Consider the following 12,957-nt stretch of genomic DNA (forward strand, 5'->3'; position numbering starts at 1 on the left):
CCATGCCCCTGCGGGATGCTGAAAACATGCCTTACGGCAAGGCGGGGAAGGTGATGCTGGGCATCTCGCCGGTCAGGGCATGGAGGAAGGCCACCAGATCATCCACCACATCCTCTTGCAGTTTACGCCCCAGCATCTGTTCTCCCATCAGCTGAACCGCATCGTGCAGATTGTCCACGCTGCCGTTATTGAAATAGGGATAGGTCACTGCCACGTTACGCAGCGTCGGGGTGCGGAAGGCGAAACGGTCCCGTTCATCGCCGGTCACGACGAAACGCCCCTCATCGGTGGAGCCTGGAAGCTCGAAGCGATGGAAGCGGCTGTCCGACAGATTGGCTCCACGGTGACAGGCAATGCAGCCATTGCCCACGAACGCAGCCATACCGCGTTTCTGCTGCGCGGTCATGGCGTTGTCATCCCCCCGCAGGTAGCGGTCAAAAGGTGAATTCGGCGTATTCAGGGTGCGCTGGAAACTGGCCAGGGCCTTGGCCACGTTCTCGGCGGTCAACGGCTTGGCCTCTCCGGGAAAGGCTTCGCGGAAACGCTCCTGATACACATCGAAACTGGCCAGTTGCTGCAGGGCATCCCCCAGGTCCATGGCCATCTCGATTTCGGCCTGGATGGGTCCCAGGGCCTGCCCTTCCAGATCAGGCTCACGCCCGTCCCAGAACTGGGCTTCCAGGAAGCCGGAATTGAGCACCGTGGGCGTGTTGCGCTCCCCTACCTGGCCATCATGCCCCACCGCCCTGGGGATGCGGTCAGACCACCCCAACGCCGGGTTGTGACAGGTGGCGCAACTGATGACCCCGCTGGCGGAGATGCGAGGCTCAAAAAACAACATCTTGCCCAACTCCACTTTCTCAGGAGTGAGCGAATTGTGGGAAGGTAACGGAGGCAGGGCCGGCAAGGGCTCGAAATAGCGCTTGTAGCTTTCAAATTCATCCGCCTGAACGGAACCTGTCCCCGCCACACAGATCAGCACTGCAATGGGTACCGACCTGCGGATGGCCTGCATGATGCGGTTCATGGCTTTCTCCTGTTGACTCGCCGTGGTCTAATCTAATTAGAATGATTCTAGATTTAGACCCCTTTTCCTGGTCCTGCAACCGATTCCGCCCCGTTTGCGTCAAAACCATGAGCCTCATCAAAAAACCGTCTTAACAGCAACACGAGATTGAACATGGCCCGTCTAACCTACCCGATCCCTCCCCCTTCCGAAATTACCCCGAAGGAGGTTCATGCACAGCGTCGACGTTTCCTGAAGCAGGCCGGCGGCCTGCTGCTCACCACGGCGGCACCGTTACTCTCCGCGGCCCCGGCCTGGCAGGCTGACATGATCAGGGCGCCGCAGGGGCCTTTTTCAACGGATGAGCCACTGACCGACCCTGCCATGGCCGCCGGCTACAATAATTTCTTCGAATTCGGCACCGGCAAGGAAGACCCGAAACGACACGCCCACCGGCTCCGTACCCATCCCTGGTCGGTTGCCATCGGCGGCGAGGTCGGCAGGCCCGGCCGCTATACCCTGGAGGACATCCTCGCCCCCCACGGTCTTGAAGAACGGATTTATCGTCTTCGCTGCGTGGAGGGATGGTCCATGGTGATACCCTGGGTCGGTTTCCCCCTGGGAGACCTGCTCAAGCGGTTTGAGCCTACCTCCCGCGCAAAGTATGTGCTGTTTGAAACCCTTCATGATCCCGATCAGATGCCTGGGCAACGCAGTCGCATACTGGACTGGCCCTACCAGGAAGGGTTGCGCATTGATGAAGCCATGCATCCGCTGACCCTCCTGGCCGTGGGGATGTATGGGGATGTCATGCCCAATCAGAACGGTGCCCCGTTGAGACTGGTGGTACCCTGGAAGTACGGCTTCAAGAGCATCAAATCCATTGTCCGCATTCACCTGCAGGAGGAACAGCCGGTCAGTTCCTGGACAGCCCGGCAACCGGCGGAGTACGGCTTTTATGCCAACGTGAACCCGGAAGTCCGTCATCCGCGCTGGCGGCAGGCCACGGAGCGACGCATCGGTGAAAGTGGCCGTCGTCGCACGGAGTTGTTCAACGGCTATGGGGAACTGGTGGCAGACCTCTATGCCGGCATGGATCTGCACCGCCACTTCTGATGCGATTCACGTCACGACAGATCATCCCTGGATTCAGGCTGGCCATGTTCATCGGGGCCGCCCTGCCCCTTGTGTGGCTGGGTGGCTCCTGGCTGGCGGGGACACTCGGAGTGATACCGGAAGAACGGCTACTGCACGAACTGGGGCGCTGGGGACTGTATCTGCTGCTGGCCACCCTGGCACTGGGACCGGCCTTTCGGCTGACCGGTTGGCCGGGCTTCCCGGCGGTGCGCCGGGCCATGGGGTTATGGGCCTTCACCTACCTGCTGCTGCACGTCCTGGTCTGGATGATGATGATCCAGGGCGGGTCCTGGTCTTTCATGGTCGCCGAAGTTCAGGAGCTCAGGCACCTTCAGACAGGTCTGCTGGCCTGGGTGATGCTGGTGCCGCTGGTGCTGACCTCGGTGAACAGGGCCAGGGACTGGCTGGGGCGAGAGCGCTGGCAGCGGCTGCACCGACTGGCCTATGTCTCGGCGGCGGGCGGTATTCTCCATTACTGGATGGTATCCCGGGTGATCGAAACCGAGCTCATCGTGCTGGGTTTGATATTCGGCGCCCTGGTGGTATTCAGGCTGGCGGAAGGCTGGAACTTTTCATCCTCCGGCCACTGAAATCTTCTGACGACTGACGACTGACGACAACTTGTCGGCACTTTGCCAGATGAAGCCTCCTGGCGTCGCCCTGCCCCCAATACCGTCATGACCGTCCTTTTCTACCGTCACTCCCGCGAAAGCGGGAGTCCAGAATTACCACCCTGCCCCTCCATGGATTCCCGCTTTCGCGGGAATGACGTGGGTGAACAAGGTTCAGTCCGGCAAGACCCGACGTGCCCGTACCAGGCTGCGGTACCAGTCACGGCGGGGAGTGGGAACCACCGGCGGCCGCAGACTCAGCAGACTGATGCGAGGCATCTCCTCCACGTGACTCTGGGAAATCATGCTCAGCACCTGCGGACGGGCACCATAGGTTTCGATCAGGAAGTCCCGGGCAGCGTCCGTGAGCCTGACCCGGTAGTGCTTGACCAGGGCCAGGGCCAGGCGCTCCGCCGCACGACTCATGTCCTGCTCCACGTCCACCGCCATGGCCTCGCCCAGAATACGCTTTTCCTGGGCACTCATGCCCGGCTCCAGACTGCCCAGATAGCTGGCATGGGTCGCCCCCACGCCGCGCTGAATCTCGGGGCGGGACAGACCCATGTGCGGCTCCAGGGCCAGGGCCACCTCCACGGCCAGTTGCCGGGCACCGTCCAGGGTCAGGGCCCTTCGACGTCCATCCCGACGGGTAAAGAATCGCCGGCCCCGCTTTTCCAGATGTTCACCGTGGAGATAGTTCACCAGATGCTGGCACACCGCCTCGCGGGCATCTTCATCCAGGCTGATCACCTTCTCCACGATACGCAGACCCTGCCGGCCAGGCCCAACCCTGAGTTGCTCGGAGGCATCAAGATCACGGGAGGTCAGCGCCTCCCAGGACTCCGACGCCCTGAGCATTTCCGCATGAACACGTCCCACCTCCTGAAAGGCTTCGTGGGCGGTGCGGTACAGACGCAGTGCCGTGGCCAGGTTCTCGGCCAGACGACGCAGATCACCACGGGATGCCGTGCCATCCTCCATCTGCCCCCTGCTGAGTTCGTTCACCAGGGTGGCCAGTTCATCCAGTGCCTGTACCACGCGATCCACCAGCAGATGGGAAGACAACCCCTCCGGCACCTCCTGATAGGCCAGAAGATCCACTTCCACCAGCCAGGAGGCCAGGGCACGAATCCGGTTGCTGGCCGCGGCCTGGGCAATGCGATAGCGGCTCCGCGCCGCCTCCATCTGGTCCAGTGCCCCCGCCAGCCTCCACTTGCCCGTATAGCTGAACATGAGCATGGGAATCTCGCGCCCGTTGATCAACTCGAACGCCAGTACCAGCATGGCTTCCACGTCGGCGGTGGTCATGAGCAGGGGGTTGTCCTGCTCGATGGCGGCCATGACCCTTTCCAGAAAAAATTCATCCCGGGGAACCCCCCGCTGGAGCTTCGGGGCGCCCCCCATGTAACGCTCCCTGAGGATGCTGGCGGCGACGGGGGCAATCTGCCTGAGGTCGGCGACGATACGATCAAATTCCTCGCCGAAGGACTGGTGAATGTCGCGGATACGGGAATACAGCCCGGCGCGACGAAACGTATCGATATGGGCCAGACATTTGCCCAGCGCCTGACTGCCGGTCAGCTCTTCACAGGCAAAGGCCACGCCCTCGGGAGAAAGATCCACCCGTTGCAGTAGCTGTACCGCGGCCTCGCGGCGACGGACTTCAGGCTCCAGTCCCTCCATGGCCAGATCCCGCACCGCCAGGATCAGGTCACCCAGCTTGTCGACGGCCTCCATGACATCCGCCTGGGCCTGCTCCTTGGCAGACCCGTGGGTACTGTCATAGACGATCTTGGCCACCATGCCGATCAGGCCTGAAAGCACGGTGAAACTGACGAAATAGGTCAGCATTTCAATGGACGGGGGGCGGCCATAGCCGATGTAATAACCACCGGAAAGCCCCAGCACGGTCACGGGACCCGCCGTCCAGGCAATATTCAGCAGGTTGCGGGAGACGCGTGTCCGCTTGACGGCTCTGGACCAGCGTTCATAGCGCTCGTAGTCCCGCCGGTCCAGGGAAACGGTGTTTTCCCTGGACCGGGCGGATCGTTGCAAAAATCTGAACCAGTTCACTTCCGGACCGATGCTTGGTGAAGGGGGCAGACCTTACCGCCCCCATGGCTGGAAAATTGACAAAAAGGTCTTCTGAACAAGTCATTCCCGAAATGGCGCGCCTCCAGTCACCGACTGGAAATCCCGGACTCCCGCCTTCACGGGAGTGACGGCAATGGACTTGACCCATGTTGCCGGAAGCACATTCACCGGCCTGTGGTCCGATACCTGTATTCAGAGTCCCCGAGTGCAGACAGTTCCCAGCAGGTAGTCGCGAAAATCATCCTTGAGCTCGGGGTGCTTGAGTGCGTATTCCACCGTCGCCTGCAGGTAGCCCAACTTGCTGCCGCAGTCGTAGCGGATACCATTGAACCGATGGGCCAGCACCTGCTGCTCTCCCAGCAGCGCCGAAATGGCATCGGTGAGCTGGATCTCGCCACCGGCGCCTTTCTGGGTGTTTTCCAGCAAGTCGAAGATGCGGGGAGTGAGAATGTAGCGTCCCACCACGGCCATGTTGGACGGTGCCACCTCAGGCGCCGGTTTTTCCACGATGGCCTTCACGTTCCAGAGGCGTTCAGCCACGGCCTCCGGCGTGACCACGCCATATTTGTGCGTTTCGCTGGGCGGGACTTCCTCCACCCCCAGGACACTGCAGCCATGGTTTTCATATATTTCCACCATCTGCTTAAGTGCCCCCCGTCCAGCCCCGTCGATGAGGTCATCAGCCAGGATGACGGCAAACGGCTCATCGCCTACCACCGGTCTGGCACACCCCACCGCATGCCCAAGCCCCAGGGCCTCGGCCTGGCGGATATAGACGCAGGTCACCCCTGCGGGGAGGATATTGCGAACGACTTCCAGCATCTTTTCCTTGCCCCGTTCCTCCAGTTCCGACTCCAGTTCATAGGCCTTGTCGAAATGGTCGGGGATAGAGCGCTTGTTGCGACCGGTGACGAATACCAGGACATCAATGCCCGCCTCAACGGCCTCTTCGGCGGCATACTGAATCAGTGGCTTGTCCACCACCGGCAGCATTTCCTTGGGATTTGCCTTGGTGGCAGGCAGAAATCGGGTGCCCATCCCGGCCACGGGAAATACTGCCTTCCGGATCTTTTTATGCATAAGCACGTCTTCGTTGGTCGAAGTGAATGGATTCAGTCCCCTGCACGGTCAGTATAGGCTGATGACATGACGCAAAACAGACAGGGGGCGGTCATCCCGCCCCCTGTCCGTCCTGCCCGCGCAGATGCGCGAACGCTATTCCTGACGAGCGGGGTTTTCCAGCCGGATCCGGTCCAGATTCTGTTCAACGGTGCGCGGACCTATCCCGCTGACACGGGTCAGCTCATGGACGGAATTAAAGGGGCCATGCTGGTCCCGGTAGGCCACTATGGCCTCGGCCTTCGCCTGCCCCACCCCCGCAAGTACACGGGACAGCGTCTGGGCGTCCGCCTCGTTGACATTCACCGAGTCAGCGGCCCATGCGCCGGTAGCGGAAAAAAGAAGAGAAAAACACAAGATCAGTGACTTGAGCACTTTCATACCGTCGCCTCCTTGAAAATATCCTTGGCATTCCATGGTGTCTAACGGGCAGTGTCCTCATGCAATCCTTGCTGCCCGTGGGTCAGACTATCGCCCAACCCCCGTTCCGTTTCAAGGGGCAAGCCCTGAAATTTCCTGATTCACGGCCATCAGCACCGCGGCAGGATCCGCTGCCCGGGTCACGGGCCGGCCGATCACCAGATGGCTGGAGCCCAGGCGGACGGCATCGCCAGGCGTCATTACCCGCTTCTGATCGCCCAGTGCCGCATCCGCCGGTCGAATACCGGGGGTCACCCGCAGGAAGGATTCACCAAAGGCCTCCCGGAAGGCGCCGGCTTCATGGGGGGAGCAGACCACGCCATCCAGGCCTGCTTCATGGGTCAGCCGGGCCAGATAACTCGCCTGGTCCGTCACACTCCGGGACACGCCGCTGGCTGCCAGATCAGTGTCATCCATGGAGGTCAGTACCGTCACCGCGATCAACAGCGGACGGGCATCCCCCCCCACTGACTCCAGCGCCTCCCTTGCCATTTCCATCATGGGGCGTCCACCACTTGCATGGACATTGACCATCCAGACGCCCAGCCTGGCCGCTGCGCGGCAGGCGCCTGCAACGGTGTTGGGAATATCATGGAACTTGAGGTCCAGGAATACCTGGAAGCCCCGGGCATGGAGATGCTCTATCAGGGCCGGACCTTCGCTCACGAACAACTCGAAACCCACCTTCAGCCGGCACTGATCGGGATTCAACCGGGACACCAGGGACAACGTGGAATCGGTATCGGGGTAGTCCAGGGCCACAATGACCCGAGGACCGGAATCAATCGAAGACATGATAGGGCAAACCTCTCGCGGGAACGGGATGGTAAGTATGGAGCAATCGCCCCTGATCAGGGGGGCGTCAGACAGGTTTCGGGGCGCTGCTCGATCAGGCTGTCGACGGGCCGGATGCTCCCCCAGCTCTGGCAACCAGGACAGTGCCAGAAGTGGGTGTGGGAACGGAATCCGCATTGAGTGCAGGTGTGGGAGGCATGGCCTTCCAGGTATCTGTCCAGCATGCGTACCGCCACCGGCATGATATCCGCGGCGGTCCCGCCGCGCTTCGACTTGAGGCGCAGATAGAACGGCAGCAACTTGAGTGAAACATGGTCCTGGGCCATTTCCTGGCTCAGCAGGGTATCCAGGGAATCCAGACGCCCCCTTTCCTCCAGGACCTGGGCAAGCGCCAGTGAGGTGGCCTCCGAAGGATACTGGTTACGAAATTCCGACAGCAGCGTTTCCAGGCCGTCGGCATCCCCCATGCGCTGAAAAGCGCCACGGATGCGGGGCAGGACCAGGGACATGAAGCCACCATCCTGACGTATCACACGGCTGAAGTGCTCCGTCGCAAGCGCCGGGTTGGCGTCGTCCAGGGCGAGATCTCCCATCAGGATGCTGGCACGGGCACAATCCTGATCGAAACTCAGCGCCTTGCGGGCATGCCGGCCTGCTTCAACGGCATCGCCGCCGGCCTTTGCAATCTCGCCCAGTTCGCAATGGTACTGGGCAATGCGTCGATTCTGGGGTTCGCTGACGAATTCACACAGCTGCTCGCTGGCCCAGATGGCGTTACCCCAATCCCGCTCCCGCTCATACAGGGAACGCAGGCGATGATAGGCCTCGCCCTGGAGAAAACCCAGGTGGATGAGTTGCTTGAACAGGGATTCGGCCTGATCCAGCAGACCGGCCTTCATGTAGTCGCGCCCCAGCTCCATGAGGGCATTGGCGCGTTGCGCCGGATCCAGATTCTCCCGCTCCACCAGGTTCTGATGCAGCCGGATGGCCCGATCCACTTCCCCCCGGCGCCGGAACAGGCTCCCCAGGATCAGGTGGGTCTCCACCGTGTCCGGGTCCACGTCCACCATGTCGATGAACACTTCCAGGGCGCGATCGGACTGTTCGGTCAGGAGATAGTTGAGGCCCTTGATGTACTGGCTGGAAAAGGTGACGGCCCGTTCCGGTTCGCTGTCTTGCCGAACCGGGCGACGGGCCGCCAGCCATCCCGAGGCCGCCGCCACTGGCAGCAGCAGCCACAGGAGTTCCATCATGGTGATTACACCTTGCTGTTGCTGGGCAGTGCGCGCAGTCTGGCGATTTCATCCTCGGCACGCTTGCAGCGCTTGCGCAGCAGGCGCGCATCGCGGCCACGACGCATCACCAGACCACTGCAGGCCATGCCCCCAAAAATGGCACCCAGCAGCATGCTGACGAAGACTACGATGGACAACGGCACCTGGAAGCTATCCAGGTACAGATGCACATCCACCTCCCCGGCATTCAGGATCGTGAAGCTGGCCCCCAGAACAACGGCCAGGATGAGAACCAACGGAAGAATGACTCGACTCATGGGCTGCTTTCCCGATTGTGGACATTAGTGTGTTGCCACGTCAGCGGATCCCGGCCTTTTCCGGCTCATTGACCCGCTCCCGCATTTCCTTGCCAGGCTTGAAGTGAGGCACATATTTCCCCGGCAGAGACACTGTCTCACCCGTCTTGGGGTTGCGCCCTACCCGCGGCGGCCGGAAATGCAGCGAGAAACTGCCGAAACCGCGAATCTCGATCCGGTCTCCGGTGGCCAGTGCCTGGCTCATCTGTTCGAGCATGGTCTTGACCGACAGCTCGACATCTTTGTACGCGAGATGGCTCTGCTTGCGAGCTAGTATATCGATGAGTTCCGATTTCGTCATCGTCCCGCCCTTTGCATGTTACACGACCATGACTTCCGGCACGCCAACATCCCCGGATGGATTGCATCCGGGGATGTTGGAGCGAGTCCTTACTTCTTCTCGGAATCGCCGCTACCGGCCAGCTGTTCCTTCAGCAGCGCACCCAGGGAAGTGGTGGCTGCGGAAGAACCGCTGTAGTCCTGCATCACTTCGGCTTCTTCGTCGCTTTCCTTGGCCTTGATGGACAGGGTCACGGTGCGGTTCTTGCGATCCACGCCCACGAACTTGGCTTCCACTGCGTCACCGACGTTCAGCACGGAACGGGCGTCCTCGACGCGATCACGGGACAGTTCGGAGGCACGCAGTACACCCTCGACTCCGTCGCCCAGATCCACCATGGCGGCCTTGGCGTCCACTTCCCGGACCACACCCTTGACGATGCTGCCCTTGGCGTTTTCAGCCACGAAGTTGGAGAAGGGATCCTTGTCCAGCTGCTTCAGGCCCAGGGAGATGCGCTCGCGCTCGGGGTCCACGGACAGCACCACGGCCTCGATTTCCTCACCCTTGCGGAAGTTGCGCACGGCTTCTTCACCGGGCATGTTCCAGGACAGGTCGGAGAGGTGAACCAGACCGTCGATACCGCCTTCCAGGCCCACGAAGATGCCGAAGTCGGTGATGGACTTGATCACGCCGGAGACCTTCTCGCCCTTGTTGTGCATGGCGGCGAATTCGTCCCAGGGGTTGGGCTGGCACTGCTTCATGCCCAGGGAGATGCGGCGACGCTCCTCGTCGATGTCGAGGATCATCACTTCCACTTCCTCGCCCACCACCACGACCTTGGCGGGATTCACGTTCTTGTTGGTCCAGTCCATCTCGGAGACGTGCACCAGACCTTCCACGCCGTCCTCCACTTCCACGAAGCAGCCGTAGTCGGTGATATTGGTGATCTTGCCGAACAGACGGGTGCCCACCGGATAACGGCGGGTGATGTTTTCCCACGGATCTTCGCCCAGCTGCTTCAGACCCAGGGAGACGCGGTTGCGCTCGCGGTCGAACTTGAGGACCTTGACCCGGATCTCGTCACCGATGTTGACCACTTCGGAGGGGTGCTTGACCCGCTTCCAGGCCATGTCGGTGATGTGCAGCAGGCCGTCGATGCCGCCCAGATCCAGGAACGCACCGTAGTCGGTGAGGTTCTTGACGATACCGTTGAGGACCATGCCTTCCTGCAGGTTCTTGAGCAGGGCTTCGCGCTCGGCGCTGTATTCCTTCTCCACCACGGCGCGGCGGGACACCACCACGTTGTTGCGGCGACGGTCCAGCTTGATGAGCTTGAATTCCAGTTCCTTGCCTTCCAGGTAGGCGGTGTCGCGCACGGGGCGAACGTCCACCAGGGAGCCCGGCAGGAAGGCGCGGATGTCGCCCAGTTCCACGGTGAAGCCACCCTTGACCTTGCCGCTGATCATGCCGGCGATGGTCTCGTCCTTCTCCATGGCCTCTTCGAGGCGTTCCCAGGCCTTGGCGCGCTTGGCCTTCTCGCGGGACATGCGGGTCTCACCGAAGCCGTCTTCGGGGGACTCCAGGGCCACTTCCACCAGATCGCCGATCTGGATTTCCAGCTCACCCTTTTCGTTTAAGAACTGCTCTTTGGGAATCACTCCCTCGGACTTGAGGCCAGCGTTCACCACCACCATGTCATTGGTGATGTTGATGACGGTACCGTTCAAGATGGAACCGGGCCGCATCTCGATGGTGGAGAAGCTCTCTTCGAGCAGTTGCGCGAAACTTTCAGTCATGGGTTGGTTGAACCTGCAAAATAGTATTGGGGCCTGCACAATCCCGTTGCAGACCGGTTATTCAAAAAGGATCCCGGGCCTGCCTGCCCCGGACCATATCATCCAATCAGACCGCGTTTCGCCGCCAATGCGAGGATTTCGTTCAGAACCGCGTCAATGCTCATGTGGGTGGAATTCACCTCGATGGCATCCTCAGCGGGTCTGAGCGGGGCCACTGCCCGCTCCGCATCGCGCCGGTCACGTTCGGCCAGCTCTTCTATGAGGGCTGGCAGGTTAGCATTATGCCCCTGTTCCTTCAACTGCAGGTATCGACGCCGGGCCCTTTCTTCCCTGTCCGCGGTCAGGAAAACCTTCAATGGCGCATCGGGAAAGACCACCGTGCCCATGTCCCGACCGTCGGCCACCAGCCCTGGGGCACTGCGAAAATCCCGTTGCCGGTCCAGCAGGGCCTGCCGGACTTCGGGAATGGCGGCCACCTTTGAAGCGGCATCGCCACAGGATTCAGTGCGCAACTCACCGCCCACCCGCTCGCCGTCCAGACGCACACAGGGGGCACCGGCCTCATCCAGCTCAAAGCACACGTCCAGATGACGGGCCAACCCGGATACCTGTTCCACGTCATCCAGCGCAAGTCCGCGGCGCAGGGCGCCCAGGGCCACGAGACGGTACAGGGCGCCACTGTCGAGGAAGGACCAGCCCAGACGCTCGGCCAGCAGACGACTCACCGTCCCCTTGCCGGAACCGCCGGGACCGTCAAGGGTGATCACGGGTATGGACATCAGACGCATGCCTCCATGGACTGAATGTTCAGCCCGGCCCCGCCAGCAAGCGCTGCAAATCCCGGGAAGGAGGTATTCACATTGGCGCAGTCCTGGATGCGGATGGAACCCTGGGCCCGTAGCGCCGCCATGGCAAAGGACATGGCAATGCGATGATCGCCGTGGCTTTGCACCACGCCGCCCTGGAGACACCCTCCCTGGATCACGATACCGTCCGGCGTGGGTCGCGCCTGGATACCGCAGGCGGCCAGGCCATCGGCCATCACCTGGATCCGGTCGCTTTCCTTGACCCGCAGCTCCTCGGCACCGGTGAGCACCGTCTCACCCTCGGCACAGGCGGCCGCCACGAAGATGGCGGGAAATTCGTCGATGGCCAGGGGCACCAGGGCCTCGGGGATGCGGATGCCCTTGAGCGGCGCGGCGCGCACCACCAGATCCGCCACCGGCTCCCCGCCCACTTCACGGGGATTTTCCAGGCGGATATCGGCACCCATCAGCCGCAGAATATCGATGATCCCGGTCCGGGTCGGGTTCACGCCCACATGCTCCAGGGTCAGTTCGGAACCGGGCGCGATGGAGGCCCCCACCAGGAAGAAGGCCGCGGAAGAGATATCCGCCGGCACGTCGATGGCAGTGGCGCACAGGCGCCCCCCGCCCTGCAGGCAGACCCGCCCCTGATCCCCCGCCACGGCGTAGCCGAATCCCGTGAGCATGCGCTCGGTGTGGTCCCGGGTCGGTGCCGGTTCGGTCACGCAGGTCCTGCCCCGGGCATAGAGGCCGGCCAGCAGCAGACTGGACTTGACCTGGGCGCTGGCCACGGGCATCTCATAGTCAATGCCTTCCAGCCCCTGTCCACCCTGGATGGCCAGGGGGGGACGACCCTCGGGGCCGGTGTCGATGCGGGCGCCCATGCGTGCCAGCGGTTCGGTAACGCGGCGCATGGGCCGACGGCTCAGGGAGGCATCGCCGGTCAGCACGGTATCAAACGGCTGTCCGGCCAGCAGGCCGGCCATCAGCCGCATGGACGTCCCGGAATTACCCAGATCCAGGGGGGCGCCGGGGGCCTTCAGTCCCTGCAAACCCACACCGTGGATGGTCACTCGCCCGGCCTCGGGTCCGTCGATCCGGACCCCCATGGCGCGAAAGGCCTTGAGGGTGGCCAGGCAGTCCTCCCCTTCCAGAAACCCGCTCACCTCGGTGGTGCCTTCCGCCAGCGCACCCAGCATGATGGAACGGTGGGAGATGGATTTGTCACCGGGAACCCGGCAGCGGCCTTCAAGCCGACCGCCCGGTTCCACCAGGAATTCCAGCGTACTGCCGTGTGTCATC

13 protein-coding genes are annotated in these 12,957 nt (G+C 62.0%); 2 read left to right on the forward strand and 11 right to left on the reverse strand.

The features are described 5' to 3' along the window. Nucleotides 1-31 precede the first annotated feature (31 nt). Nucleotides 32-1,015 carry a cytochrome-c peroxidase gene (locus tag CKO35_RS09865; RefSeq protein ID WP_420870753.1) on the reverse strand — a complete coding sequence of 328 codons (984 nt, stop codon included), beginning with the start codon at nucleotides 1,013-1,015 and terminating at the stop codon, nucleotides 32-34. Between the two features lie 165 nt (nucleotides 1,016-1,180). On the opposite strand from CKO35_RS09865, the gene msrP reads away from it, so the two are divergent. After that, nucleotides 1,181-2,122 (forward strand): protein-methionine-sulfoxide reductase catalytic subunit MsrP, encoded by a 942-nt coding sequence (gene msrP, locus CKO35_RS09870; protein ID WP_200175368.1) that lies wholly within the window; start codon nucleotides 1,181-1,183, stop codon nucleotides 2,120-2,122. 44 nt (nucleotides 2,123-2,166) lie between these two features. Further along, nucleotides 2,167-2,733 (forward strand): protein-methionine-sulfoxide reductase heme-binding subunit MsrQ, encoded by a 567-nt coding sequence (locus tag CKO35_RS09875; protein ID WP_200175376.1) that lies wholly within the window; start codon nucleotides 2,167-2,169, stop codon nucleotides 2,731-2,733. A gap of 195 nt (nucleotides 2,734-2,928) precedes the next feature. Here the strand turns inward: CKO35_RS09875 and CKO35_RS09880 are convergent, their stop codons facing one another. The 10 genes from CKO35_RS09880 to aroA form a co-directional block, all read right to left on the reverse strand. Continuing rightward, nucleotides 2,929-4,827 carry a hypothetical protein gene (locus CKO35_RS09880; RefSeq protein WP_200175378.1) on the reverse strand — a complete coding sequence of 633 codons (1,899 nt, stop codon included), beginning with the start codon at nucleotides 4,825-4,827 and terminating at the stop codon, nucleotides 2,929-2,931. A gap of 213 nt (nucleotides 4,828-5,040) precedes the next feature. Next, a complete protein-coding gene (gene galU / locus CKO35_RS09885) occupies nucleotides 5,041-5,928 on the reverse strand; it encodes a UTP--glucose-1-phosphate uridylyltransferase GalU (protein ID WP_200175380.1) in 888 nt (295 codons plus the stop codon). 135 nt (nucleotides 5,929-6,063) lie between these two features. Next, nucleotides 6,064-6,348, reverse strand: a complete 285-nt coding sequence (locus CKO35_RS09890; RefSeq protein WP_200175382.1) for a ComEA family DNA-binding protein — start codon at nucleotides 6,346-6,348, stop codon at nucleotides 6,064-6,066. Nucleotides 6,349-6,459: 111 nt separating this feature from the next. After that, nucleotides 6,460-7,182 carry an orotidine-5'-phosphate decarboxylase gene (pyrF, locus tag CKO35_RS09895; protein WP_200175385.1) on the reverse strand — a complete coding sequence of 241 codons (723 nt, stop codon included), beginning with the start codon at nucleotides 7,180-7,182 and terminating at the stop codon, nucleotides 6,460-6,462. A 56-nt stretch (nucleotides 7,183-7,238) separates the two neighbouring features. After that, a complete protein-coding gene (gene lapB, locus CKO35_RS09900; RefSeq protein WP_200175387.1) occupies nucleotides 7,239-8,435 on the reverse strand; it encodes a lipopolysaccharide assembly protein LapB in 1,197 nt (398 codons plus the stop codon). 5 nt (nucleotides 8,436-8,440) lie between these two features. Next, nucleotides 8,441-8,734 carry a LapA family protein gene (locus CKO35_RS09905; protein WP_200175394.1) on the reverse strand — a complete coding sequence of 98 codons (294 nt, stop codon included), beginning with the start codon at nucleotides 8,732-8,734 and terminating at the stop codon, nucleotides 8,441-8,443. Nucleotides 8,735-8,774: 40 nt separating this feature from the next. After that, the gene (locus tag CKO35_RS09910; protein ID WP_200175396.1) at nucleotides 8,775-9,074 is read right to left on the reverse strand and encodes an integration host factor subunit beta; all 300 of its coding nucleotides are present in this window, start codon (nucleotides 9,072-9,074) and stop codon (nucleotides 8,775-8,777) included. Between the two features lie 89 nt (nucleotides 9,075-9,163). After that, complete coding sequence (gene rpsA / locus CKO35_RS09915) at nucleotides 9,164-10,849, reverse strand: 30S ribosomal protein S1 (protein ID WP_200175403.1); 1,686 nt, start codon at nucleotides 10,847-10,849, stop codon at nucleotides 9,164-9,166. A gap of 98 nt (nucleotides 10,850-10,947) precedes the next feature. Further along, nucleotides 10,948-11,628 (reverse strand): (d)CMP kinase, encoded by a 681-nt coding sequence (cmk, locus tag CKO35_RS09920; RefSeq protein WP_200175405.1) that lies wholly within the window; start codon nucleotides 11,626-11,628, stop codon nucleotides 10,948-10,950. Further along, nucleotides 11,628-12,956, reverse strand: a complete 1,329-nt coding sequence (gene aroA / locus CKO35_RS09925) for a 3-phosphoshikimate 1-carboxyvinyltransferase (RefSeq protein ID WP_207143626.1) — start codon at nucleotides 12,954-12,956, stop codon at nucleotides 11,628-11,630. The genes cmk and aroA overlap by 1 nt, the downstream gene beginning before the upstream one ends. Between the last annotated feature and the right edge of the window lies 1 nt (nucleotide 12,957).

The sequence above is a fragment of the Ectothiorhodospira shaposhnikovii genome (assembly GCF_016584105.1).
Taxonomy (GTDB): Bacteria; Pseudomonadota; Gammaproteobacteria; order Ectothiorhodospirales; family Ectothiorhodospiraceae; genus Ectothiorhodospira; species Ectothiorhodospira shaposhnikovii.